This is a genomic window from Kitasatospora sp. NPDC057965 (assembly GCF_042887135.1).
Taxonomy (GTDB): domain Bacteria; phylum Actinomycetota; class Actinomycetes; order Streptomycetales; family Streptomycetaceae; genus Kitasatospora.
Genome location: NZ_JBHVPZ010000017.1, coordinates 141,141 through 163,452 on the forward strand (window position 1 = coordinate 141,141; position 22,312 = coordinate 163,452).

24 protein-coding genes are annotated in these 22,312 nt (G+C 73.6%); 11 read left to right on the top strand and 13 right to left on the bottom strand.

Annotated features, from left to right (window positions below; genetic code table 11):
* Window positions 1–381 precede the first annotated feature (381 nt).
* The 5 genes from tgmC to ACFVVU_RS22925 all read right to left on the bottom strand — a co-directional run bounded on the left by tgmC (window position 382) and on the right by ACFVVU_RS22925 (window position 3,320).
* Window positions 382–1,524 carry an ATP-grasp peptide maturase system methyltransferase gene (tgmC, locus tag ACFVVU_RS22905; RefSeq protein ID WP_387791876.1) on the bottom strand — a complete coding sequence of 381 codons (1,143 nt, stop codon included), beginning with the start codon at window positions 1,522–1,524 and terminating at the stop codon, window positions 382–384.
* A 176-nt stretch (window positions 1,525–1,700) separates the two neighbouring features.
* Entirely contained in the window at window positions 1,701–1,844 is a 144-nt protein-coding gene (locus ACFVVU_RS22910) for an HNH endonuclease (RefSeq protein ID WP_380688212.1), read from the bottom strand.
* A 163-nt stretch (window positions 1,845–2,007) separates the two neighbouring features.
* A complete protein-coding gene (locus ACFVVU_RS22915) occupies window positions 2,008–2,193 on the bottom strand; it encodes a DUF397 domain-containing protein (RefSeq protein ID WP_387791878.1) in 186 nt (61 codons plus the stop codon).
* A 63-nt stretch (window positions 2,194–2,256) separates the two neighbouring features.
* Entirely contained in the window at window positions 2,257–2,442 is a 186-nt protein-coding gene (locus ACFVVU_RS22920) for a DUF397 domain-containing protein (protein WP_387791880.1), read from the bottom strand.
* Between the two features lie 2 nt (window positions 2,443–2,444).
* Window positions 2,445–3,320 (bottom strand): helix-turn-helix domain-containing protein, encoded by an 876-nt coding sequence (locus ACFVVU_RS22925; RefSeq protein ID WP_387791882.1) that lies wholly within the window; start codon window positions 3,318–3,320, stop codon window positions 2,445–2,447.
* A gap of 141 nt (window positions 3,321–3,461) precedes the next feature.
* Between ACFVVU_RS22925 and ACFVVU_RS22930 the strand changes: the two genes are divergently transcribed.
* Complete coding sequence (locus tag ACFVVU_RS22930) at window positions 3,462–3,926, top strand: ATP-binding protein (RefSeq protein ID WP_355367840.1); 465 nt, start codon at window positions 3,462–3,464, stop codon at window positions 3,924–3,926.
* The gene (locus ACFVVU_RS22935; protein ID WP_387791884.1) at window positions 3,916–4,104 is read left to right on the top strand and encodes a hypothetical protein; all 189 of its coding nucleotides are present in this window, start codon (window positions 3,916–3,918) and stop codon (window positions 4,102–4,104) included. Before ACFVVU_RS22930 ends, ACFVVU_RS22935 begins: the two co-directional genes overlap by 11 nt.
* A gap of 73 nt (window positions 4,105–4,177) precedes the next feature.
* Here the strand turns inward: ACFVVU_RS22935 and ACFVVU_RS22940 are convergent, their stop codons facing one another.
* The 4 genes from ACFVVU_RS22940 to ACFVVU_RS22955 all read right to left on the bottom strand — a co-directional run bounded on the left by ACFVVU_RS22940 (window position 4,178) and on the right by ACFVVU_RS22955 (window position 8,618).
* On the bottom strand, window positions 4,178–5,617 hold the full coding sequence (locus ACFVVU_RS22940) for a transglycosylase family protein (RefSeq protein ID WP_387791885.1): 1,440 nt from the start codon (window positions 5,615–5,617) through the stop codon (window positions 4,178–4,180).
* A gap of 124 nt (window positions 5,618–5,741) precedes the next feature.
* On the bottom strand, window positions 5,742–7,703 hold the full coding sequence (locus ACFVVU_RS22945; RefSeq protein ID WP_387791887.1) for a hypothetical protein: 1,962 nt from the start codon (window positions 7,701–7,703) through the stop codon (window positions 5,742–5,744).
* 202 nt (window positions 7,704–7,905) lie between these two features.
* Entirely contained in the window at window positions 7,906–8,088 is a 183-nt protein-coding gene (locus ACFVVU_RS22950; RefSeq protein WP_380687772.1) for a hypothetical protein, read from the bottom strand.
* Between the two features lie 128 nt (window positions 8,089–8,216).
* On the bottom strand, window positions 8,217–8,618 hold the full coding sequence (locus ACFVVU_RS22955) for a hypothetical protein (RefSeq protein WP_387791888.1): 402 nt from the start codon (window positions 8,616–8,618) through the stop codon (window positions 8,217–8,219).
* A 163-nt stretch (window positions 8,619–8,781) separates the two neighbouring features.
* Here ACFVVU_RS22955 and ACFVVU_RS22960 point away from each other — a divergent pair, with 163 nt between their 5' ends.
* On the top strand, window positions 8,782–9,786 hold the full coding sequence (locus ACFVVU_RS22960; protein ID WP_387791890.1) for a LuxR C-terminal-related transcriptional regulator: 1,005 nt from the start codon (window positions 8,782–8,784) through the stop codon (window positions 9,784–9,786).
* Between the two features lie 449 nt (window positions 9,787–10,235).
* Window positions 10,236–11,183, top strand: a complete 948-nt coding sequence (locus ACFVVU_RS22965; RefSeq protein ID WP_387791891.1) for a hypothetical protein — start codon at window positions 10,236–10,238, stop codon at window positions 11,181–11,183.
* A gap of 67 nt (window positions 11,184–11,250) precedes the next feature.
* Here the strand turns inward: ACFVVU_RS22965 and ACFVVU_RS22970 are convergent, their stop codons facing one another.
* Window positions 11,251–12,360, bottom strand: a complete 1,110-nt coding sequence (locus tag ACFVVU_RS22970; RefSeq protein ID WP_387791893.1) for a response regulator transcription factor — start codon at window positions 12,358–12,360, stop codon at window positions 11,251–11,253.
* 122 nt (window positions 12,361–12,482) lie between these two features.
* On the opposite strand from ACFVVU_RS22970, the gene ACFVVU_RS22975 reads away from it, so the two are divergent.
* Window positions 12,483–13,994, top strand: coding sequence for an alpha/beta hydrolase (locus tag ACFVVU_RS22975; RefSeq protein ID WP_387791895.1), 1,512 nt, complete (start codon window positions 12,483–12,485; stop codon window positions 13,992–13,994).
* Window positions 13,995–14,015: 21 nt separating this feature from the next.
* On the opposite strand, the gene ACFVVU_RS22980 is transcribed toward ACFVVU_RS22975, so the two are convergent.
* Window positions 14,016–15,251: an alpha/beta hydrolase family protein gene (locus ACFVVU_RS22980; RefSeq protein WP_380684275.1), complete on the bottom strand. Its 1,236-nt coding sequence runs from the start codon at window positions 15,249–15,251 to the stop codon at window positions 14,016–14,018.
* A 135-nt stretch (window positions 15,252–15,386) separates the two neighbouring features.
* Here ACFVVU_RS22980 and ACFVVU_RS22985 point away from each other — a divergent pair, with 135 nt between their 5' ends.
* The 6 genes from ACFVVU_RS22985 to ACFVVU_RS23010 all read left to right on the top strand — a co-directional run bounded on the left by ACFVVU_RS22985 (window position 15,387) and on the right by ACFVVU_RS23010 (window position 19,921).
* The gene (locus ACFVVU_RS22985) at window positions 15,387–16,670 is read left to right on the top strand and encodes a sensor histidine kinase (RefSeq protein WP_387791897.1); all 1,284 of its coding nucleotides are present in this window, start codon (window positions 15,387–15,389) and stop codon (window positions 16,668–16,670) included.
* A complete protein-coding gene (locus tag ACFVVU_RS22990; RefSeq protein WP_387791899.1) occupies window positions 16,667–17,338 on the top strand; it encodes a response regulator in 672 nt (223 codons plus the stop codon). The genes ACFVVU_RS22985 and ACFVVU_RS22990 overlap by 4 nt, the downstream gene beginning before the upstream one ends.
* A gap of 77 nt (window positions 17,339–17,415) precedes the next feature.
* The gene (locus ACFVVU_RS22995) at window positions 17,416–17,727 is read left to right on the top strand and encodes a helix-turn-helix transcriptional regulator (protein WP_355367812.1); all 312 of its coding nucleotides are present in this window, start codon (window positions 17,416–17,418) and stop codon (window positions 17,725–17,727) included.
* Between the two features lie 108 nt (window positions 17,728–17,835).
* Window positions 17,836–19,044 (top strand): MFS transporter, encoded by a 1,209-nt coding sequence (locus ACFVVU_RS23000; RefSeq protein WP_387791901.1) that lies wholly within the window; start codon window positions 17,836–17,838, stop codon window positions 19,042–19,044.
* Between the two features lie 79 nt (window positions 19,045–19,123).
* Window positions 19,124–19,450, top strand: coding sequence for a cupin domain-containing protein (locus tag ACFVVU_RS23005; protein WP_380684271.1), 327 nt, complete (start codon window positions 19,124–19,126; stop codon window positions 19,448–19,450).
* 9 nt (window positions 19,451–19,459) lie between these two features.
* The gene (locus ACFVVU_RS23010; RefSeq protein ID WP_380684270.1) at window positions 19,460–19,921 is read left to right on the top strand and encodes an SUKH-4 family immunity protein; all 462 of its coding nucleotides are present in this window, start codon (window positions 19,460–19,462) and stop codon (window positions 19,919–19,921) included.
* Window positions 19,922–19,937: 16 nt separating this feature from the next.
* Here ACFVVU_RS23010 and ACFVVU_RS23015 read toward each other — a convergent pair whose 3' ends face one another.
* Together ACFVVU_RS23015 and ACFVVU_RS23020 are read right to left on the bottom strand one after the other, a co-directional pair.
* The gene (locus tag ACFVVU_RS23015; RefSeq protein ID WP_387791903.1) at window positions 19,938–21,179 is read right to left on the bottom strand and encodes a hypothetical protein; all 1,242 of its coding nucleotides are present in this window, start codon (window positions 21,177–21,179) and stop codon (window positions 19,938–19,940) included.
* Window positions 21,180–21,527: 348 nt separating this feature from the next.
* Window positions 21,528–22,142 carry a hypothetical protein gene (locus ACFVVU_RS23020; protein ID WP_380684267.1) on the bottom strand — a complete coding sequence of 205 codons (615 nt, stop codon included), beginning with the start codon at window positions 22,140–22,142 and terminating at the stop codon, window positions 21,528–21,530.
* Window positions 22,143–22,312: the final 170 nt, after the last annotated feature.

Genomic DNA, 22,312 nt, shown 5'->3' on the forward strand with positions numbered 1-22,312 from the left:
GCCACCGCGATTTCTTGTCTTATTAATGCGGTCCACGCGCCCCCCCGCCCGCGCCTTCGGCCGATGGTTGGGGGTCGGCCTGGGGGGGGGGGGGGGGGGGCGCGCGCCCCCCCCCCCCCCCCCACGCCCGTGGTTCGGGGAGGTTCAGGACTTCCCGACGGTCGCCGTGAGGGCAGCGGTCGTGATCACCCAGAGGAGGACGGGGAGGGCCACGGCGAGGGCGGGTGACAGCGGCAACCGCACGAGGCCCGTGCAACCGAAGATGCCCAGGGCGGGCATGGGATCAGGATTCGCCGACGGCCCGCCGCAGGGAAGCGGCGGGCCCCCGGGACGGTGCTGTTTCAGACGTCGCAGTTCGCGGCGGAGTCCGGACGGACGGCGTCAGATGGGCAGGTTCCAGCCCGGCCCGGCCTCGGTGCCGAGCCAGACCCGCTGGCCGGCGGCCGAGACCGTGATCCCGAACCGTTCCTGGTGCGGCTCGTTGGCGGCCTGCCAGCGCTGCACGGCCCGTTCCACCCGGTCCCACAGGCGGACGGGACCGCGTTGGACGACTGTCCACCCACCGTCAGGGTTGGGCGTGGTCCGCGCCTGCGAACCGGTGGCCACGTCCCAGAGGATCTGTTCGGCTCCCGCTCCCATGCGCTCGGCCGAGGGAGCCGCGAGCTGCGCGATCCAACCTCCGGTCCAGTTGTCGAGCTTCGCGGGGTCGATCTGACTCGGACGCTCCTCCCCGGGCAGCAGGGCCAGTGTCGGGCGGGGCGGCCGGTCGTGCGGCCGGGCGATCATGAAGCTGGTGTAGCCGGGGAGGAACCGGCCCGTGGCCTCTCCGGGGCCGGTCACGTCGAGCAGTGCGAGGGCGTTGGCGTAGCTCCACCCGGAGAGGGTGGCCAGGATCTTCCCGCCGGGCTTCACCTGGTGCAGCCAGGGCAGCGGGATGTACCGGACCGAGCACGTGGCGATCAGCCGGTCGTACGGCCCGCCCTGCGGGTCGCCGCGCAGCCCGTCGCCGATGATCAGCCGGGGCGCGAGGCCGGCCGCCTTGAGCGCCGTGGCGGCAGCTCCGCCGACCACCGGGTCGTACTCGATGCTGGTCAGGTTGGCGTCCCCGAGGCGGTGCGCGCCGAGGGCGGTCGAGTACCCGGTTCCGGTGCCGATCTCCAGCACCCGGTGACCGGCCTCCGTGCCGAGCTGCTGCCACATCCGCAGCACCAGGGACGGCAGGGTGGACGACGACGACGGGGAGCCGGTCACGGCGTCCTCGGTCACGTCGTCGGGCCTGACCCGCCCGTCCAGTTGGGTGATCAGCGTCTGGTCGGAGTAGACACCCTCCAGCCACCCGGGCTCGCCTTCGCGGACGGGTCGGTAGCTGGTGGGCAGGGTGCCCGCCACCGGAAGGAAGTAGGACCCCGTGAACAGCTCGCGGGGAACCGCGGCGGCAGCGCTGCGCCACTCGGGTCCGGTGAGGGTGCCGTCCTCGGCGAGGCTTTCCGTCAGGGCGCTGCGCAGCTGAGCCGATGTGCTCACGTGTCGGGGCCTTTCTCCAGTTGGTCGGCAAGAGCATGGGCGATGGCGGCGGTGGTCTGCGCCGGCTGCCACGCCCATTGGCCGTTCGGATGTCGGGTAGGACCCTGGCCTCTCGACCAGAGTCCCCCCTCAGAACCGGACGTGCGACTCTCACCGCATCCGGCTCAAGCAGACCACTAGGGCCGAACATTGGCTCTCCTTGGGCCGTGGGAATGGTCGGCCGCATGATGCTGCCGGTGGCATTCCGCGTGGATCAGCACGAGGTTGGACGGGTCATCAGAGCCGCCTTGGGACCGGTAAGTGAGATGGTGGGCGTTCACTGTCCGGCGCTTCGCTTCGAACCAGGACGCCCATTCACGGACGTGCTCCGGTTCGTCCGTCGGCTAAGCCGTCCAGCTGTCTCTTGTCGGCCGGGGTGGCGTTTGAGTGCCGGGAACGCAGATGGCCCGCCGCGGGGGAGCGGCGGGCCGGAGTGGTGGTGGCTCAGATGTCGTAGCCTGCGGCGAAGTTCACGAACGCCTGCCAGGCGGCGGGCTCGAAGGCCAGTTGGGGGCCGGTCTTGTCCTTGGAGTCACGGACGTGGACGGTGTCGGGCCTCTTGGCGACCTCGACGCACTGGGCGCCCTCGTTGCTGCTGTGGCTGCTCTTGAACCAGGTCGGCTCGGTCATGGGTTCAGGATGCGCCGACGGCCCGCCGCTGGGGAAGCGGCGGGCCGTCGGTGGGGTGGTGTTTCAGACGTCGGCGTTCGCGGCGAAGGACACGAACGCCTTCCAGGCGGCCGGCTCGAAGGCCAGCTGGGGGCCGCTCTTGTCCTTGGAGTCACGGACGTGGACGGTGCCGGGGGTCTCGGCGACCTCGACGCACGCGGCGTCCTCGTTGCTGCTGTAGCTGCTCTTGAACCACGCGAGTTCGGCCATGACTACCGCTCTCCCAGAATCTGCTCGATCAGGGTCAGGGACTCCCTCATGGTGAGTGCCTGTCCCCTGAGGGTGCCGTACCGTGCGGCCATCTTACGGACCTCGGCCGGATCCGTGATGAGCCTGTTGATGTGCTGGACTGCCACGTACGCGATCTGCGCACGCCCGTTCGGTGTAAGGAGGATGAACGAGCCACCCATGCCCGCGTTCTCCGTGCGGTCGAGCGGCATGACCTGCAACTCCAGGCCGCGGATCTCGGCGACCTTGAGCAGATGGCGGAGCTGGGCCTGGTGGACGTCCCAGCCGCCCAACGGCCGGCGCAGGGCGCTTTCGTCGATCACCCAGGTCATGACCGGCAACGGCCAGCGGCTCAAGATCTCCTGGCGGGCCATGCGCGCGGAGACCCACTCGTCGACCTGCTCGACGGAGAGCCAGGGTCGACGCATGTCGTACAGCGCCCGAGCGTGCGCCTCCGTCTGGAGCAGCCCAGGAATCTGCAGGCTGTTGTACTCGTGGATCTCGATGGCCTTCGACTCCTCGGACGTGAAGGCGCGCGAGAACGCCGGGTGTCGCTCACTCACCCGGATCTTCGCCTTCATCACGTCGTCCGCGATGAGCTTCAGCGCCCCGCCCGCGCCCACCGCGTCGTCCACCTTCGTCAGGATCTCGACTCTCGGCGTCCGCTTCCCCCGCTCGACCGCACCCAACATGTCCTCGCTGTAGCCGATGATGTCGGCCAGTTCCCGCTGCGTCAGCCCCGCCCGCTCGCGGAACATCTTCATCAACTTCCCCACCGCGCTGTAGAACTCGGCCACCCCGTCCGAGTTCTCCGCCGTCTCCCCGTCGTCGAAGACCGTGCGCTCGACGCCACTCACCATGGGAATCACCCCTGCTCACACGTGTATGCGACCGAATGATCCGGGCCGCCCCGACCGGCCGACCCTCCGCGTCCGCACAAGCACGCTCCGTGCCCGCCGGACTCGTGGTCAGCGTACGTCCGGGCCGCCACGATTTTCTCCATGACGACCGAAATCCCGCTCGACAACCCCCGCCGCCACACCATCACACTCGACGCCACACCCAAAGGAGCCTGCCTCTGCCGCGCCGTGACGAGACGCCAACTCGCCCTCTGGGGAGTCGATTCCGCGTTCGGTGAGCCGTTCCACTCCGCTCTGATCATCGTTGCGGAGCTGGCGTCGAACGCGATCAGGCACGGTCGCGTTGCGGGGCGCGGATTCGAGCTGCACCTCCGTCTCACCACCCTTGTGCGCCGGGGCGCCACCCTCCGGATCGAGGTCTCGGACTGCCGGGGCGACCGCCTGCCCGTCCTCCCGGTCCTGCCGACCGCCCGCAGCGCCTCGGACGCGCAGTCCGGCCGGGGCCTGGTGCTGATCGATGCCCTCGCCGACCGCTGGGGCACCGTTCCCCGCCACCCCAACGCCAAGACCGTCTGGGCCGAACTCGACCTCACCGATGCCCGCTGAACCCCGCGATAGCGCGCCGCCGCCCGCCGTCGCCGGCGGCGCCGCGCTCTGCACCGTGCTCCCGTTCGTGCTGCTCCTCGCCCTCCTGGCGTGGGCCTACCCCCTCACCACCCGCCACCACGGCGACCATCGCCCCGCCCCCCGTCCCGCCACCTCCACCGCCATACCGCCTCGTTGACCCCGACGGAGGACGACGAACGGGCCGCCCGGCCGTGGTTGGCTGGGCGGCCCGGGCGCTGTGGGACGAGGGGTCAGGACGTGACGGTGGGGAGCTTGGCCGTCAGGGCGGTGGGCACCCGGACCACGTCGGAGAAGCTGAGCTTGCCCGGGCCGAAGTCGGCCTCGGTGAGGGCCTTCTTGCCGCCGCCGGCCACGACCTGCCAGACGGTGGTGCTGTCCGGCGACACGAGCAGGGTGCCGTCGGCCGGAGCGGTCCTGGCGGCCGCGCCGGCCATCCAGGCGCCGGGCACGCCCATCAGGGGGCGCTGGTCGTAGCCGAACGCGGTGTAGTCGGCGGGGGTGAGCGGGACGGCCTGACCGCCGGCCATCACGTAGACGCTGGGGTCGGCGTTGTTGACGTTCTTGACGACGGTGCCGTTCGGGAGGGGCTTGGCGGCGGCGCCGGCCAGCCAGGTCTCGGGCACGCCCAGCAGGGGCTGGGTGCTGTAGCCGTTGGCGGTCCACTCGTCGGCGGAGATGGGCAGCGCACTGCCGTTGATCATCACGTAGCGGCTCGGGTCGCCGAGGGACTGGCCGGCGAGGACGGTGCCGGTGGGCACGGTGGTGGCGACCGCGGAGGCGAGGAAGGCGCCGGGAACGCCCATGTCGGCGCGGGTGTTGTAGCCGTCGGCGGTCCACTCGCCGCCGGAGATGGGCAGGGCGGCGCCGCGGACGACGACGTACCGGGCGGTGCCGCCCGCCTGGTCGTGGATCACCAGGCCGGTGGGCAGGGTGGCGGCGACCGCGGAGGCGAGGAAGCTGCTCGGCACGCCCATGTCGGGGCGCTTGTCGTAGCCGGCGGCCGTCCAGTCGGCGCCGGAGATGGGCAGGGCGGCGCCGGCGACGACGACGTAGCGGGAGTTGCCGCTGCCCTGGTCGTGGACGACGGTGCCCTCCGGCGGGTTGGTGGGCAGGGCGTTGAAGCGGGCGTCGTCGACCAGGACGACCTTGTTCAGGTCGTAGCCGTCCGTGGCGACGTCGGAGCCGGTCACCGGCAGGCCGGCGCCGCTGACCAGGACCTTGACGGTCGGCCCATTGGGCGACTTGACCAGGGTGCCGGCGGGCAGGGTGGCCGGGTCGGGGTAGCCCGTGCCGGCCGGGTAGGGATCGGCGTGGTCGGTGGCCAGGCCGGTACCCGGGCTGCAGTGCGGCCAGGCGCCGGGACCCTGGACGGCGAGGACCTTCTCGGCGATGAGGATCTGCTGCTGCTTGGTGGCCTGGTGGGCGTAGGGGGCGTAGCGGGCGCCGCCGAAGTAGAGCCAGGTGCTCTGGGAGAACTGGAGTCCGCCGTAGTACGGGCCGACGGGGTTGATGGCGCTCCAGTTGCCGGTGCTCTCGCACTGGGCGACCTTGTCCCAGGTGGCGACCGAGGCGGCGGAGGCCTGGCCGGTGCCGAGGGCGACGGGGGCGGCGAGGGCGGCGAGCAGGACGGCGGCGGCGGTGAGCGCGGGCTTCTTGCGGATGGCGGCCATGGTGGCGGGCTCCCCTTCGGGGTGTGCGGCGGGCGGCGTGGCGGCGTGGCGGCGTGGCGAACGGCGGTGCGAGCGGCAGAAACGGCAGGAGCGGCCGGCGGGCGGCGGGGCGGAGCGGGGTGGGTCAGACGGTGACGGTGGGGAGTCCGGCGGTGAGCGCGGTCGGGACCTTCACCACGTCGGCGGGGTTGTAGGAACCGGGGGCGGCGGCCTTCTTGCTGCCGCCGCCCACGACCTGCCAGACGGTGCTGCTGTCGGACGACTGCAGCAGGGTGCCGTCGCTCGGGGCGCTCTTGGTGGCGGCCTGCTGCTCCCAGGTGCCGGGAACGGCACGCAGCGGAGCCTTGTCGTAGCCGTAGCCGGTGAAGTCGGCGGGGGTGAGCGGGACGGCCTTGCCGCCGGCCATCACGTAGACGCTGGAGTCGGTGTTGTCGGCGTTCTTGATCACGGTGCCGTTGGCCAGCGGGCGGGCGGCCTGGGCGGCCTGCCACGCCTCCGGGACGCCCAGGACGGACCGGTTGCCGTAGGTGGTGGCGTACTCGGTGCCGGTCAGGGGCAGCGCCGAGCCGTTGACCATGACGTAGACGCTGGAGTCGGCGCCGGCCTGGCCCTTGATCAGGGTGCCGTCCGGGACGGGCCTGTGGGCGGCGGTGTTGAGCCAGGCGCCGGGCACGCCCAGTAGGGGCCGGGTGTTGTAGCCGTCGGCGGTCCACTCGGTGGCGTTGATCGGGACGGCGGTGCCGTTGATCATGACGTAGCGGCTGTTGTCGGTGCCGGTCTGGTCCATCACGACGGTGCCGGAGGAGGGGCTCTTGGTGGCGGCGGTGTTGAGCCAGGTGCCGGGCACGCCCATGAGCGGCCGGAGGCTGTAGTCGGTGTTCTGCCATTCGGCGGCGGAGATCGGCAGGGCGGCGCCGTCGACCATGACGTAGCGGCTGTTGTCGGTGCCGGACTGGTTCATGACGACGGTGCCGGGCGCCAGCTGGCGGGCCGCGGCGTTCTTCAGCCAGTCGGTCGGCACGCCCATGAGGGTCTGCTTGTCGTAGCCGTCGGCGGTCCACTCGGGGGCGCCGATGGGGACGGCCACGCCGTTGATCATGACGTAGCGGCTGTTGTCGGCGCCGGACTGGTCCATCACCACCAGGCCGGTGGAGGGGGTGCTGGCGACGGCGCCCTGCAGCCAGGAGGTGGGAACGCCCAGGTCGGGGCGCTTGTCGTAGCCGTCGGCGGTCCAGTCGCTGCCGGAGATGGTCAGCGCGGCGTTGCCGATGACGACGTAGCGGGAGTTGCCGCCGCCCTGGTCGTGGACGACGGTGCCCGGCGGCGGGACGGTGGGCAGGGCGTTGAACGCGCCGTCGTCGACCGTGACCACCTTGGAGAGGTCGTAGCCGTCGGCGGCGACGTCGGCGCCGGTCACCGGGACGCCGGCGCCGTTGATGATGACCTTGACCGTGGACCCGTTGGGCGACTTGACGAGGGTCCCGGCGGGCAGTGCGGACGGGGCGGTGGTGACGTCCTCGACGATGTGCTTGTAACGCAGGGCCTTGTAGTCCGAGTTGGGATGGCTGTCGAACTGCGCATCGTTGATCGACTTGTTCGTGACGTGCTTCACCGGGGTCGAGCCGAAGGCGTAGTAGGAGAACCTGGTGTGCGCGGCGTCGTCCCACTTCTCGAAGAGCAGGACGTGGTCCCGGTAGCTGTTGAGGACGTCACCCGCCCGCAGCTCGCTGCGCGGGATCTCGTAGGTCTCGGAATCCTCGATGGCGCGGGTGTCGGCGCTGTAGCCCAGGTGCCAGGCCATGGAGACGTAGCCCGAGCAGTCCTTGCGGTAGTAGCGGCCGCTGGAGTCCGGGAAGCTCGCGTACCAGCTGTAGGACAGCGCGGGGTTCTGGGCCTGGTTGAACCAGTACTGGGCGCGGGAGATGACCTCGGATCGGCTGATCTGGCCACCGACGGTGGAGGTGGTGGCGGCGTGGGCCGTGGTGGTGGTGAAGGCCGTGACGGCGACCGCGCCGGACGCGGCGATGGAGGCGGCGAGGGCGATGCGGGTGAGCTTGGACAGGGTGGAGGGTGCGGAGGAAGGCATGGTCGTGGCACTCCTGACGGGGTGAAGGAGACGGGCTCTCGCGCTGCGGCGGTGGCCGTGGACGGCGCGGAGGGAGAGGAGGGTGCTGCGTGGTGCGTGGGCCGGGCGCCGGACGGCTGCCCTGCAGGAGCAGCGGTCGTGCGCGGCCGGCGGCCGGGCGGGTGTCCGCCGGTGGCCGTGGGACGGCGTCGCGGGCCGGGCGTCAGTCCCAGATGGTGTTCGCCGGCACGACGGCGACGGGCGCGTCCCAGATGGTGTTGGCCGTGACCGCGGTGGCGGGGGAGTCCCAGATGGTGTTGGCGGCGGCCTGGCCGGCCGGCGGCAGGACGGCGGTGAGGGCGAGGGCGGCGACCGCGGCGGCCTTGGTGAGCGGGATGCGGAGCATGATGGCGGAACCTCTCGGCAGTGGTGGCGACGTGAGTGGAGGCACCGGCTTCGCGTCCCGCGGTCGACGCTCGTCCGGTGGCCTCCCGGGCGGTGGGCCCGGCTGCTGATCAATAGCTTCGCCGCAGCTCAGAACGGGTGGAAGGGGTTCTCGCTGGACGAAAACGGCAGTGGACGGATTCGTCCAGCAGGGCCGCTTCCGTCCAGCAGCCGCTCGTAGAACGGGGCGACGAGCGGGGCGTTGACGGAGGACAGCGTCCAGCCGCGCAATGCGGGCAGCACCTCGGCCGTACGGCGGCAGAACGCGGCGACGGTGCACTCGGCGTCCTCCAGGCGTTCGGCGAGCAGGAAGACACCCAGGACGACGCAGTCGCAGCCGTCGTCGCCGTCGGCCGGGTGCACCACGACGTGTTCGATGCGCTCCTGCGGCAGGGCCGCGGCCAGCAGCGCCCGGGCGGCACCGGGCCCGAGCGGGGCGTCCGGCCCCGGGGCGGGGCCGGGTGGCTGGATCCGGGCGTGAATGAGGTACATGGTGGGACTTTGTCGAACCGTCCCCGTTCGGCATAGGCACCCGGGGTGGCCGGATGCGGCCTCTGCCGAAAGTGTCCAGGCAGATTGCCCTGGCCGGTTCGAACGCCTGCATGAGATGATCGCATGCGAATCATCAATCGATGTGACACCGGGGGAACGGGCGTTGCTCACTGCACTGGGGCTTGATGCCGTCTCGGAAGCCGTCTACCGCAGCATGCTCGCGCATCCCTGCGACGGGGTGCGGGCGCTGGCCGAGCGCCTCGGCCAGGACGAGGGGGAGATCCGGCGGTGCCTGGACCTGCTGAGCACGCTGGCGCTGATCCGCCCGTCCTACGAGCGGGCCGGCGAGTTGTGCGCGGTGTCGCCTGAGGTCGGCATGGAACTGCTGATGGCCCGCCAGCAGGCCGAACTGGCCGCCCAGCAGCAGCGGGTCGAGGCGTCCAGGGCCGCGGCGGCGCAGCTGATCGCGGAGTTCGCGGACCTACGGCCGGACAGCGCGAACGCGGGGGTCGAGCAGTTGGTCGGGCTCGACCGGATCCGGGACCGGATCGCCGCGCTGGCGCACGGCCTGACGACCGAGATCATGACCTTCGCGCCCGGTGGCGGGCACAGTCCGGAGAGCATCGACGCCTCGCGTCCGCACGACGAGGCCCTGCTGGGCCGGGGCGTGCGGATGCGCACGGTCTACCAGGACAGTGTGCGCAACAGCCAGCCGACGGTGTCGTACGTGGGGTGGCTGGCGCAGCTGGGCGGGGAGGTGCGCACGGTGCCGGAGCTGCCGACCAGGATGATCATCTTCGACCGGACGACCGCGCTGATCCCGGTGCGGGGTGACGACACCCGGGCGGGTGCGGTGGTGCTGAGCGGGGACGGCACGTTGATGGCGCTGTGCGCGCTGTTCGAGCACGTGTGGACGCAGGCCCAGCCGCTGGGCGCGGCCTCGCCGGCGGCGCCGGAGGAGGGCGGGCTCAGCACCCAGGAGTCGACGGTGGTGCGGCTGCTGGCGCACGGGCTGACGGACGAGGCGATCGCGAAGCGGCTGGGCGTCTCGCCGCGCACCGCGCGGCGGGTGGCGACGGAGCTGATGGAGCGGCTGGGCGCGCGCAGTCGCTTCGAGTTCGGGGTGCGGGCGGTGCAGAACGGCTGGCTTCCCTCACAAGCCCGGTGACGTGGCCGGCCTCCGGTCGGCCGAGGCGCGGGACGGTACCCCTTCGGGAGGACGACGGCGTGCGGCTCCGCCCCACCTCGACCGCCACATCGCCTCGTCGCCCCCGGAGTGGGAAGTCGGAAGGGCCGACTTCCCACTCCGCGTCGTGGAACGCCCGGAGCGCAGGCCCTGAGCGCGCCCGCTCCGGAGGGCGCTCCGGTCAGGCGGTCGTCGGCACGCCCGCGTCGCGCCCGGGATCCCGCCCATGCCGAGGTAGCCGCTGCTGCGGACAGTCAGCTGCTCGTCGTCGGGGTCGCCGAGCACCAGGACGACGTGCACGGTGTCGGCGTGGGGGCGGAGCCTCCTAGAAAACTCGGATACCGGGTGTCGACCGGACACGGACAAACTGGGGGCCGATCGGGCCGGCCCGCTCCTCTTCCCGCACCAGTCGATCAACCATGGAGTGCTTCGTGCGTTTCTCCTCAGTCAGACGTGTCCTGTTGGCGCTCGCGCTGGCACTGGCGGGTCTGGGGCTGCTGCCGACCGCCGCTTCGGCGGACGGCCCGGCGACCGTGCTGCTCAACCAGGCCTCCCAGCGCTGTCCGGACGGCGCGGTCAATGGCCAGGACATGCACCCCTGCGCCCCGTCGGACAACCCCGGCATGTGGGTGATCAACCGGCTCGGGCCCGACCAGTTCATGCTCGCGGAGTCCCGCGGCCACGGCTGCCTGTCCTTCACCGAGGTGAAGCCGACCGTCAAGTCCTGCGCGCCGTGGGACGCCAAGCAGCTGTTCTCGATCACCCGCTACGAACCCTCGCCGGCGCTCTACGGCCTGGTCGGGATGAAGATCAGGAACCCGGACACCGGCTGGTGCCTGGACAACGTCGGCAAGCGCTACGGCGGCTGGACGCTCATCGCGAACGTCTGCGCCCAGGGCGGCTCCGCCCTCCAGCAGTGGGACATCGACCGCACCACCTACGAGACGGTCTGGGGTGCCCCGGGCGGGCACGCCGGCATGACCTGGACCACCCTGGAGCAGCGCGCGGACAACCTGGTGCACGTCGGGTTCGACGACCTGAGCCACAGCAACCCGTACCAGGGCGACCACCCCGCCAACGCGGTGCTGCCGGTGCTGTGCATCCGCCAGGACGGACGCTCGGCCCCCAACGGGATACCCACCAGCGGGTTCCACGCCTGGGCGGGCGGTGAGGTGAAGGCGACCACCGGGCTGGCCGGCTGGCAGCTCCCGAGCCTCGCGGTCGCCGACGCGAAGTGTGCCGGCAGCTTCGGCGGCGGCTGGCGGATGGCGGAGTTCCACGACGGCCACGGCTGGGGCCTGTGGGCCAACGGCACACTGCCCACGGGCACCCGGTTCTGGACCGCCATCAGCGGCCAGCCCGCGAACCCCTGGGACTGAACGACCCGTCTCCGGCGGCCGGTCGGTCCGGGAACCGACCGGCCGCCCCCCCTGCGGGCATCCCCCGCTACGTGCTCGGAGGCAGGCCGAGCGTCGGCAGATGATCGGCCGTCAGGAGGGCGACGAGTTCGCGCCGGTTGCGCACGCCCGTCTTGTCGAGGATGGCCGTGACGTGCTGCTGGACCGTGGGCACCGTCAGGTGGAGCAGCGTGGCGATGTCCTTGGTGCTGCTGCCACGCACCGCGTGCAGGGCGACCTGGCGTTCGCGCGGGGACAGGCCGTGGGCGAGGATCGCCACCGGCAGGCGGTGCAGGGGCGAGGCGGGGGAGATGAGGACGGCGACCTCGCCGCCGCCCCCGCCACCCTCGCCGCCCCCGCCGTCCAGCGGCGACGCGTACAGCGCGAACCACTGGCCGTCCGGGGTGCACACCCGCACCTCCGAGGTGCCGGCGTTGCGTGCGGCCTGGCAGGCGACGGTGAGGAAGCCGGTGGGCGCGGCGCAGGCGTGGGAGATGGGTTCGGCCATTCGCCGGATCAGCTCGCGGGCTCCCGCGTCGGCCGAGCGCAGGCGCCCCTGCGCGTCCAGGATCGCGACGGCCGGCGGGTGGCCGGCCCGCACCGACCCGTCGGTGCGGGCCCTGCGCAGCGTCACCAGGTGGGCGTTGCGCAGGGCGGCGCCGATGGGTGTGGTGATGCGTTCGGCCAGCCGCAGTTCGGCCGGGCCGAAGCGGCCGCGTGCGTGCCCGCGCATGAAGGCGGCGCTGGCCCAGCGGCCGCCGCCGTGGTCGAAGTTGATGCGCAGTTCGTCGCCGTAGCCGCAGGACCGGAGCAGCTCCCGGTAGCGGACGCTGGTCTCGGGGCGGCCGCCGGTGGCGCGGTGGAGGGTCTGCACCCGGTGTCCGGCGGCGCGGATGGCGGTGAAGTTGGTGCTGTCGTCGCTGAACATCTCCAGGTGCACGGCCTCTTCGAACCGGCCGGGGTCGAGCCCGTCGGCGACGGTGGAGGTGGGGAAGCCGGTGACCGGGTCGGTGCCGTGCCAGCAGCCGCCGTCGAAGCCGAGCGGGCCCGCCAGCAGGGCGTGGAGGGCGCGGAACAGCTCGCCCGTCGACAGTCGGCAGGCCGACAACTCCGCGATGGCCCCCAGGACTTCGCGCTCGATTTCACGTCGATTGGCCACGGACGAGATCCTACGGAAGCCCCGGCGGGGAGCGCAGCAGGGCGCCGGCCGGCGGGAGGGCGCGGCCGCTACCCCCGCAGGGGGAGGACAGCGCGCCGCACCCGCCCCTATGGTCCAGACCTATGAGATTACGAGGACCCCTGAGAACCGCCGTCGCCGCACTCGCCCTGGTGCTCGCGGGTGCCGCAGTGGCGCAGGCCGATCCGGCGGAACGTGCCCGGCCACTGGTGTGGACGGACTGCCCCGCAGACCCGTCGGGCGCGCCGGTGGACCCGCGGCTGCGCTGCACCACCGTCCGCGTGCCGCTGGACTACCGGGCCCCGCGCGGGCGGAGCATCGAGATCGCGGTGTCGAAGCTGGCGACCGCCGAGCCGGGGCTGCGGCGCGGCATCCTGGTGCACAACGGTGGCGGCCCGGGCGTCGCCAGCCTGCACCTGCCCAGCTCCCAGGAGGCCGGCTACCCGCGCGAGGTGCTGGACCGGTACGACCTGGTGAGCTTCGACCCGCGCGGGGTCGGCCGCAGCGCGCCGCTGACCTGCGGGCGGACGGCCGCCGAGGTGCCCTACGAGCTGGTCTTCCCGTTCCCGTCCCCCGACGGCTCGATCGCCCCGAACGTGCGCTTCGCCCGGGACCTGGCGCGCGACTGCCTGGCCCGCAACGGCGAATCGATCCGCCACCTGACCACCGCCAACACCGCGCGCGACCTGGACCGGATCCGCGCCGCCCTCGGCGAGCCGAGGATCTCCTACCGCGCGGCCTCGTACGGCACCTACCTGGGCGCCGTCTACGCCGAGCTGTTCCCGGGGCGGACCGACCGCTTCGTCCTGGACAGCAGCGTCGACCCCGCCGCCACCTGGCAGGACCGGCTCGCGACCTGGGACCACGCCGCCGAACTGCGCTTCGAGGACTTCGCCGCCTGGGCGGCCGGGCAGGACGCCGCCCTCGGACTCGGCGCGACCCCGGCCGCCGTCCGCGCCAACTACCTGGCGCTGGCCGCCAGACTGGACCGGACGCCGGTCACCCACCCGGTGGCCGGGCCGGTCAACGGCAACCTGTGGCGGACGCTGTACCGCCTGGACTCCTACCACACCGCGCTGTTCCCGGAGATCGCCGACTGGTGGCGCTTCCTCGCCTCCGACGGCGCCGGCCCGGTCCCGTACTGGTGGCTCGCCAAGGGCACGCCGGGCATCCCGGACGACAACGACGTGGTCGCGCTGACGGCGGTGATGTGCGGCGACACCCCGGCGTCGCGCGACCTCGGCCGGTACCAGCGGGACGTCACCGAGAGCCGTCGGCGCCACCCGATCGTCGGCGGCATGGGCGCCAACGTCTGGCCCTGCGCGTTCTGGCCCGCGCCCGTGGAACCCGCGGTCCGGATCACCGACCGGGGGCCCGCGAACATCCTGCTGCTCCAGACCGAGCGGGACCCGGCGACGCCGCTGGTCGGCGCGCTGGGCATGCGGGCGGCGCTCGGCAGGCGGGCCCGGATGGTCACGGTGGACGGCGGCAACCACGGCGCCTACGACCGGTGGACGCCGTCCTGCGCGGTCACCGCCGCCGACCGGTTCCTCGCCACCGGCGTCCTGCCGGAGCGGGACCTGTCCTGCCGCCCGGACCCCGCCCCGGCCACCTAGAATCCGCTCCGGCCGCCGCTGTCAGCGGACCAGGTGGACCTCCGGGTTCGCGGGGGACGGGACGGTGAACAGCGGCGTCGGCCGGTGGCGGAGGTGGAGGTCGAAGAAGGCCGCCAGATAGGCGCGTTGGGCCGCGACGGCGCGCAGCGGCGGGACCGTTCCGATGAGGTGGTCGACCTCCTCGTCGGTCCAGGACATCGCGGAACGGGCGGCGGAGAACAGCACCTCCAGATCGGCGAAGCTGCCGTGCCCGGAGCCGTCCATCAGGAGCTGGCGGCGCCAGGAGGTGAGGCGCGGCCAGAGCGAGTCCCACATGGCGTCGCGGGTCGGCCGGTCGTCCGCGGCGCCGAACAGGAGCAGCGGGCGGTCCAGGCCGTCGGTGGCGACGGTGCCGAAGACCGGTCCGTCCAGGGAGACCCCGGCGAGCACGCGCGGGTCGTCGTGCAGGGTCTGGACGGCGGTGGCGCCGCCCATCGAGTGCCCGGCCACGCCGACGGCTCCCAGGTCCAGGGCCGCGCCGAGGCCCGGCGGGAGGGGGCGCCGCTCGGCGTCCGGGTTGGTGCCGGCGGCGAGGTCGGTGAGGCGGTCGAGGACGAAGCGGGTGTCGGCGGTGCGGTAGGCGACGATCTCCTCGTCGGTCATGGCGAACACGGCCGGCTTGTTGCGGACCTCCAGCCGGCCGTCCGGGAAGACGACTTCACCGGCGTCGAAGGTGTGGTCGAGGGAGACCACCACATAGCCGCGGGAGGCGAGGTCCTCGGCGGCGAGGGTGCCGAAGGAACGGTCGGAGCGCGAGCCGGGGGAGTAGAGGACCACCGGGTGGCGGGTGGTGCGGTCGGCGGGCGCGTCCTCGCGGGAGTGGGTGACCGGCCAGGTGAGCCGGCCGGGGGCGGCGCCGAGGTAGTCGGACTCCAGGTGGGCCTGCTCGGCCGGGCCGGTCCACGGCGCGAGCCGGTGCGCGGGTGCTCCGCAGGCGGCGGCCGGGTACCAGAGCTGCGCCATCAGCTCGCGCGGACGCGGGGTGGGGGCCCAGCGGTCGGGGCGCCGGGGGTCGACGAGGTGGAGCGTGGTGGTGCCGACGGGCAGCGGGCCGGTGGGCGCGGGCAGGGTGATCGGGATCGGGGCGGTACTGGTCGTACCCGTGCGCGCGGCGACCCCGGTGGCCTGGGCGGCGGGTGCGGCGGTGGTGGCGAGTGCGCCGGTGGCCAGCAGGACGGTGAGCACGGCGACGGCCGGGCGTGAACGGTGGTGCGGCATAGGGCTGTTCCTTCGAAGGGGCGGGCTGGTCTCTGCGGCCCCACGGTGGCGTCCCGGGATCGTCCGGCGCGTCCGGCCGTGGGCATACGACCGTGGTCGGATGTCGGCCCGCCCGCCCGTGGCTAGCCTGGCCGGGTGGAGAACGACGAGCGGGTCGCGCCCGTCCCGTGGACCAAACGGCTGACGCCCGCGCACCGGGTGTGGACCGACCCGCTGGCCGCGCTGGTCGGCACGGCCGTGACCGCCGCCCGGGTGCTCGAAGCCGCCCGGCACTTCGACCCGCACGGGCGCGGCAACCCGCCGCCGGACGGCCCGGCCACCGTGGCCGTCGCCCTGCTCGCCACCGTGGTGCTCGGCATGGCGCTGGCCGCCCGGCGGCGGGACCCGGTCGGGGCCTGCGGGCTCGCCCTGTTCGCCTGGGCGGGGACGGTGGCGGCCTGCCGGCAGCCCGCGATCGCGCTGGTCGTCGGGTTCTGGGCGGTGCTGGTCGGGACGCTGGTGGTGTACACGGCGGCGGCCCGGGAGCGGCGGGCCGCGCGGGTGGTGCTCGGCACGGCGGTCGCCGGCTGGGCGGTCACCCTGGCCGCGCCCGCCGAGGTGGGCGGCAATGTGCTGCTCGCGGTGATCGGGCAGTCGGCCGGCTGGGCGGTGGGGGACGCGGTGCGCCGCCACCGCGCGCACACCGCCGCGCTGGCCGCCCGGGCGGTGGCCCTGGAGCGCGCCGCCGCCTCGGAGGAACGGCTGCGGCTGGCACGGGAGTTGCACGATGTGGTGGCGCACAGCCTGGGTGTGGTGAGCGTCCAGGCGGGCTACGGCCGGTACGCGCTGGAGCGGGCCGGGCAGCAGGACGGGCCGGCCGGGGCGGCGCTCGCGGCGATCCGGACGGTGAGCGCGGAGGCGCTGCGCGAGACCCGGGCGCTGCTGGCCGTGCTGCGCGAGGACGCCGAGCCGGGCGAGCCGCCGTCCGCCCCCGCGCCCGGTCTGGCGGCGGCGGACCTGGAGCGGCTGGCGGAGCGGACCGGTGCGGCGGGCGTCGCGGTGCGGGTGCGGATCCGCGGCCGGGAGCGTGAACTGCCGCCCGGCGTCGGCCTGTCCGGCTACCGGATCGTGCAGGAGGCGCTCGCCAACGTGGTCCGCCACTCCGGTGCGGCGGCGGCCCGGGTGGAGGTGGAGTACCGGGACGGCGAGCTGTGGCTGGAGGTCACCGACGACGGTCCCGCCGAGGGTCGAGCGGAGGGCCGCGCCCGCGCCGCCGCGCCGTCCGGCGGCAGCGGCCTGGCCGGGATGCGCGAACGGGTGGCCCCGTACGGCGGTTGGTGCCTCGCCGGGCCGACGCCGTCCGGCGGGTTTCGCGTCACGGCGGGCCTGCCGCTGGACGCGGGGCTGCCGCTCGCCGCCGCGACGGGGGTCCGCCCGTGACGATCCGCGTCGTGGTCGCCGACGACCAGGCCCTGGTGCGGGCCGGGTTCGCCGGAATCCTGCGCCTCGCCCCCGGCTTCACGGTGGCCGGCGAGGCGGCCGACGGCGCGCAGGCCGTCGAACTCGCCCACCGCGAACGGCCGGACGTCGTCCTGATGGACATCCGGATGCCCGGCCTGGACGGCATCGAGGCCACCCGCCGGATCGTCGCCGGGCCGTCCGGCAGCCGGGTGCTGATCCTCACCACCTTCGAACTGGACGAGTACGTGCGCGATGCGCTGCGCGCCGGCGCCGGCGGCTTCCTGCTCAAGGACGCCGAGCCGGCCGAACTGCTCGCCGCCACCCGGGCGGTGGCCGCCGGTGAGGCCGCGCTCGCGCCCCGGGTCACCCGCCGGCTGATCGCCGGACTGCTCGCCGACGGCCCGGCCGACGTTCCCGAGGACCCGGCGCGGACCCGGGCCCGCCAGGCCGTCGCCGCCCTCACGGCCCGCGAGCGCGAAGTGCTCGCCCTGGTCGGCGACGGCCTCACCAATCCCGAGATCGCCGTCCGGCTGCACATCACCGAGGGCACCACCAAGACCCATATCGGCCGCCTGCTGCACAAGCTCGCCGCCCGCGACCGCGTCCGCCTCGCCATCCTCGCCCACCACGCGGGCCTCTCCCGCTGACCGCCGGCCGGGTTGACAGGTTTCTTCGTATCGAGAATATTGGATGCGTCTTGAGGGGCTCGCGAAAGGAGTGCGCGGTGGATCCGCTGGCCGTTCACAAGGCGCTCGCGAACCCCGCGCGGGCGGAGTTCCTGCACTGGCTGAAGACGCCCGAGCGCTACTTCGACGAGGCGTACTACCGCGAGCGCGGCGTCGGTTTCCACATCGGCGTCTGTGTGACGGACATCCGCGAACGCTCGGGGCTGGCCCAGTCGGTGGTCTCCGGCTACCTGCAGATCCTGCGGGACGCCGGACTGCTGGTCTCGGAGCGGATCGGCAAGTGGACCTTCTACCGCCGCGACGAGGAGACGATCGCCGCCTTCGCGGCGTACGTCCGCGACGAGCTCTGACGCCCGGAGAAGGCCGCGCCGTGCCCTGCTGCGCCCGTGCGCGGCCCTTCCACGGGCCTTTCTGCGCCCAAATTCATCCAACTATCTAGATTTGTAGGTTGGTCTGCCATGGGAAAGACCGGTCCGGTCGTGCTGACCCTCTCGCTGGGGGTGTTCGGGATCATCACCACGGAGATGGGCGTCGTCGGCGTCCTGCCCCGGGTCTCCGAGGAACTCGCCGTGCCGCCCTCCACCGCCGGGTGGCTGGTCGGCGTGTTCGCGCTGGTGGTGGCCGTCGCCGGCCCCTTCGCGACGCTGCTGGCCTCCGGGGTGCGGCGCAAGACCGTCCTGGCGGTCGCCCTCGCGGTGTTCGCCCTGTCCAACGCCGTCTACGCGCTCACCGACCGGTTCGCCGTGATGCTGGTCTTCCGGATCGTGCCGGCGGTCTTCCACCCGGTGTTCTTCGCGGTGGCGCTCACCGCCGCCGCCCGGCTGGTGCCCCCGGAGAAGGCGACCCGGGCCGCCACCACGGTCTTCGCCGGGGTGACCCTCGGCTTCGCCTTCGGCGTGCCGGTCACCTCCGCGCTCGCCGAACACGTCTCCCTGGCGGCGGCCTTCTGGTTCGGCGCGGGCGCCAACCTGCTCGCCCTGATCGGGATCCTGGCGCTCTTCCCGGCGATGCCCGCCGAGCGGCGGCTCTCCTACGGCACCCAGCTGGGGATCCTGCGCCGCCCCCGGCTCTGGCTCGCGCTGGCGGCCGTGGTGTCCGTGTTCGCCGCGATGTTCTCCGTCTACGGCTACTTCGCCGAGTACCTGGAGCGCGTCACGCACTTCGGCGGGTCCACGGTCGGCGCTCTGCTGATGGCCTTCGGGATCGTGATGGTGCTCGGCAACCTCGTCTTCGGGCGGCTGCTGGAACGCCACCCGGTCCGGACGGTGACCGCCTTCCCCGTCCTGTACGTGCTCGTCTACGCGGTGGTCCGGGCGGTCGGCCCGTGGCCCGCGGCGATGGTGCTCGCGGTGCTGCTCTGGGGCGCGGTGCACTCGGGCGGGCTGGTGGTGAGCCAGACCTGGCTGGCCCGGGACGCGAAGGACGCGCCGGAGTTCGGCAACAGCCTGTTCATCTCCTTCTCGAACCTGGGCATCACCCTCGGCACGGCGGTCGGCGGACTCGTCGTCGCCGGGGCGGGAGTGCGCCAACTGCCCTGGGTCGGGGCGGGATTCGCGCTGGCGGCGCTGGCCGCCGTGCTGCTGAGGCGCCGGCTCGGAGCGGAGCCCGGAGCGGCGGCGGAGAGGCTTTGCCAAACGGTCGACCAACCGGAGCCACTGGTCGGGTAGCGTCCGGAGCCGTCCCTTCCGAACACCACCGCGAGCCCCGTCCGCCACCCCGGCGGGCGGGGCCGCCGAGGAGGCCGCCATGAGCCCGCTCGACCTGTACGCGACGGCGTCCGCGCTGCCGACGCCGTGGGACTCCACCGTGCTCGGGCGGGTGGGGACGGCCGCGGTGAAGGTGCTGCGGATGGACGGGCGGCCGCTGCCCGTCGAGGCGCACGAGGACGCCGAGCTGCTGCTGGTGCTCGACGGCCGGCTCGAACTGCTGGTGGACGGGTCCGAGGTGACGGTGGGCCCGGGCGAGCTGTACCGGGTGCCGGCGGGCGCCCGGCACGCCGTCCGGGCGGGCAGCACGGGGACGCTGGTGCTGGTGGAGGCGGCCGGGGCGGGCGATGTCGGTGGCGCGGGGTAGCTTGCCCGCATGGACGACGCCGAACTCGCCTCCCTGCTGGCCGGCCGCGCCGGCTGCCCGTACCCCGGCGCCTGGCAGGACGCCCCGTTCGCGGAACGCGTGGTCGACGGCGTCCGCTACGCCCTGGTCGCGGTCGACCCGGGGCTGAGCGCGCTCGCGGTCCGGCGTGACGACGGTTCGCTCTGGTGCCTGCCGGAGGGCGGCGGGCGCGATCTGGTGAACAGCGGTGTCGCGGCCTTCGTCGCGTTCACCCGTGCCTACGACGCGGCCGCCACCGAGGCCGCCGCGTACGACGGCCCGGGTGACGGCCTGGACGACGATGCCGCCTGGGAGGCGGCGGAGGAGGCGGCCGAGGCGCTCACCGAACGGCTGCTGGAGGGGTTCGGTGAGCGCGACGCCGCGGCCGTCGCCGACGAGAACTCGTTCTGGTGCGTGGCCGCGGAGGAGATCGGCTACGGCATGAGCGTGTGAGCCGGCCGGCGGGGTGTCAGGGGCGCCAGACCACCGTCAGGTGGGACGGGTAGAGGCTGCCCGGGGAGCGGAGCAGGAAGAGGCCGACGACCAGACCGGCGTCGTTGACGAACAGGGTGGTGTTGTCGGAGCTGTTGGGGGCGAGGTTGGTGAGGGTGCCGTCGGCCGCCCAGATCCGGCCCGACTGGTACTGGCGGGCCGGGATGCCGTCCCAGGCGTAGCCGATCGCGGTGCCGGAGCCGTTGATCCCGACGGCGGCCGAGTTGCCGCCGGTCAGGGGCTCCCGGGGCAGCGGGGTGAGGGTGCCGTCCGGGCTCCAGCGGGCGGCGTGCGTGTTGAGCTGGCCCAGGTCCGGCTGGTACTGGCCGACGACGGTGCCGGAGGCGTTGATCGCGGTCGGAGAGGTGTACGGGCCCAGGTCGCGCAGGGCTCCGCCGGGCGCGCGGACCAGGCCGTGGCGGCTGGTGCCGATCCCCTGCGGCCGGTCGGCGACGCCGACCACCGTGCCGGCGTCGTTGATCCCCACCGGCCAGTCGCCGCTGCCGGAGGTCGGGCCGGTCTGGAACCGGACCGGGGTGCCGTCCGGGCTCCACACGATGCCGTGGAACGAGCCGACGGTGGTGTAGGAGCGGCCGATGGCGAGGCCGGCGGCGTTGACGCCGGTGACCTCGCTGGCGGTGTCGCCGGGCAGCGGGGCGAGGGTGACGGTGGTGCCGTCCGGGCGCCAGGCCACCGCGTGGGTGCCGGCGGAGCTGGTGTAGGACGTCCCGACCACGATGCCGCTGCCGCTGATCGCCGCCGCCCTGCTGTACAGGTCGCCGGGCAGCGGAGGCAGGGCGGTGGGCGTGCCGTCGGCGGCCCAGCGGACGGCGGTCGACTGCCAGGACGTGCGGCCGGTGGGCCAGGAGATGCCGATGGCGAGGTTCGCGTCGTTCACCCCGAGGGCCTGCGCGAAGTTCTCGCCGGGCAGCGGCGGGAGGGTGGCGGGGGTGCCGTCGGCGGCCCAGCGGACGGCGCTGGCCTCGACGCCCTGCCCGGAGGCGTAGGCGTAGCCGACGACGACGCCGGAGCCGTTGACCCCGGTGGGATCGCTGTAGGACTTTCCGGGCACGCCGGTCGGCAGCACGGTCATGGCGGGGGTGGTGGTGGAGGTGGCCGGGGCGGCGGGCGCGGCGGGTGCGGCTCCCAGCAGTGCTCCGGTGCTCAGGGCGGCGGCGGCGACGGCGGTCGCCGTCCGTCGGCCGGGTCGGACGGTCATGGCACGGGGTCCCTGTCTGCTCGGCGGCATGTCGGCCCGGTCCGGCGCCGGTCGCGGCGGACGGGCCGCTGGTGCGTGCGGTGGTACGGGGTGCTCCGTGTGCATCCGCCGGCGGTCGGGGCGGCGGTTGTTACGAGCGTGACTCTAGCGTCACCGCCTCGCCTTCGCAGGTGAATTGACCACTCCGGATACGTTCCGCAGGTGCCTGGCAAATGCCACCGCGCAAGGTGAGGGCGACGGGGGATCCTACGGAACCCGGAACCGGTGCCGTGGCGGACGGGAACGGAAACGAGCCGGGGCCGGTCGCGGGGGAGATCGCGACCGGTCCCGGCTGTCGGGGGTGGTGAGTCAGCGGAGCCAGGCGTGGTCGCGGACGATCGGGAGGGCGGCCCAGCGGCGGGCGAGGCCCCAGGTGCGGCCGGCGCCGGTGGCGGCGAGGGCGAAGAGCAGCACGGCGTAGAGCACGTGGTCGTCGAGCAGTGGGTTGGTCGAACCGCTGGCGCTGCCGTCGGCGAGGTGGCGGGCGGGCGGCCACTCGGCGGCCCACATCAGGGCGAGCAGCGCGGTTCCGCCGACGGCGGTGATCCGCAGGGCGACACCGCCGACCAGGGCGAGCCCGATGCCGAGCAGGCCGAGCATGAACATCCAGTCCGCCCAGGGCTGGCCCGCCATGGAGTGGAAGGTCTCCCGGAACGGGCCGGCGGAGACGTGGCTCAGGAAGCCCTTGGTGGGCGAGGTGCCGTCGATCCAGGCGCGGCCGTCGGCGGTGGAGTAGCCGAGTCCGAAGGTCTTGTCGGCGAAGGCCCAGAGGAACACCGCGCCGAGGGCGATCCGGGCGGTGGCCAGGGCGGCGCCGCCCGCGGTGAGCGGGGCCGAGGCGGTGGCGGAGGCGGTGCGGTGGGCGGCGGCGCGACGGAAGGGGTTGCCGGAGGTGCGGGCGGCGGAGAGGTGCTGAACGGCCATGGCGGGCTCCTCGGTGGGGGGTCCCGGGCGGGACCTGGACGGACCGACGGATGTCGGACCGGACCGTGCGGCGGTGCAGTGGATCGGTTCAACTGCGGTGCTTCGGTTCGGTGTTGGGGTCTTCCTCGGTGCCGTGCTGTCCTTCTGGGATACAGCCTGCCGGTCCGGCG

Bases quoted from the DNA above. Each gene is read 5' to 3' on its own strand.
- ACFVVU_RS22915 (WP_387791878.1), bottom strand. From the start codon at position 2,193: ATGACCGAGCCGACCTGGTTCAAGAGCAGCCACAGCAGCAACGAGGGC.
- ACFVVU_RS22920 (WP_387791880.1), bottom strand. From the start codon at position 2,442: ATGGCCGAACTCGCGTGGTTCAAGAGCAGCTACAGCAGCAACGAGGAC.
- ACFVVU_RS22925 (WP_387791882.1), bottom strand. From the start codon at position 3,320: ATGGTGAGTGGCGTCGAGCGCACGGTCTTCGACGACGGGGAGACGGCG.
- ACFVVU_RS22930 (WP_355367840.1), top strand. From the start codon at position 3,462: ATGACGACCGAAATCCCGCTCGACAACCCCCGCCGCCACACCATCACA.
- ACFVVU_RS22935 (WP_387791884.1), top strand. From the start codon at position 3,916: ATGCCCGCTGAACCCCGCGATAGCGCGCCGCCGCCCGCCGTCGCCGGC.
- ACFVVU_RS22940 (WP_387791885.1), bottom strand. From the start codon at position 5,617: ATGGCCGCCATCCGCAAGAAGCCCGCGCTCACCGCCGCCGCCGTCCTG.
- ACFVVU_RS22945 (WP_387791887.1), bottom strand. From the start codon at position 7,703: ATGCCTTCCTCCGCACCCTCCACCCTGTCCAAGCTCACCCGCATCGCC.
- ACFVVU_RS22950 (WP_380687772.1), bottom strand. From the start codon at position 8,088: ATGCTCCGCATCCCGCTCACCAAGGCCGCCGCGGTCGCCGCCCTCGCC.
- ACFVVU_RS22955 (WP_387791888.1), bottom strand. From the start codon at position 8,618: ATGTACCTCATTCACGCCCGGATCCAGCCACCCGGCCCCGCCCCGGGG.
- ACFVVU_RS22975 (WP_387791895.1), top strand. From the start codon at position 12,483: ATGAGATTACGAGGACCCCTGAGAACCGCCGTCGCCGCACTCGCCCTG.
- ACFVVU_RS22980 (WP_380684275.1), bottom strand. From the start codon at position 15,251: ATGCCGCACCACCGTTCACGCCCGGCCGTCGCCGTGCTCACCGTCCTG.
- ACFVVU_RS23000 (WP_387791901.1), top strand. From the start codon at position 17,836: ATGGGAAAGACCGGTCCGGTCGTGCTGACCCTCTCGCTGGGGGTGTTC.
- ACFVVU_RS23005 (WP_380684271.1), top strand. From the start codon at position 19,124: ATGAGCCCGCTCGACCTGTACGCGACGGCGTCCGCGCTGCCGACGCCG.
- ACFVVU_RS23010 (WP_380684270.1), top strand. From the start codon at position 19,460: ATGGACGACGCCGAACTCGCCTCCCTGCTGGCCGGCCGCGCCGGCTGC.
- ACFVVU_RS23015 (WP_387791903.1), bottom strand. From the start codon at position 21,179: ATGACCGTCCGACCCGGCCGACGGACGGCGACCGCCGTCGCCGCCGCC.
- ACFVVU_RS23020 (WP_380684267.1), bottom strand. From the start codon at position 22,142: ATGGCCGTTCAGCACCTCTCCGCCGCCCGCACCTCCGGCAACCCCTTC.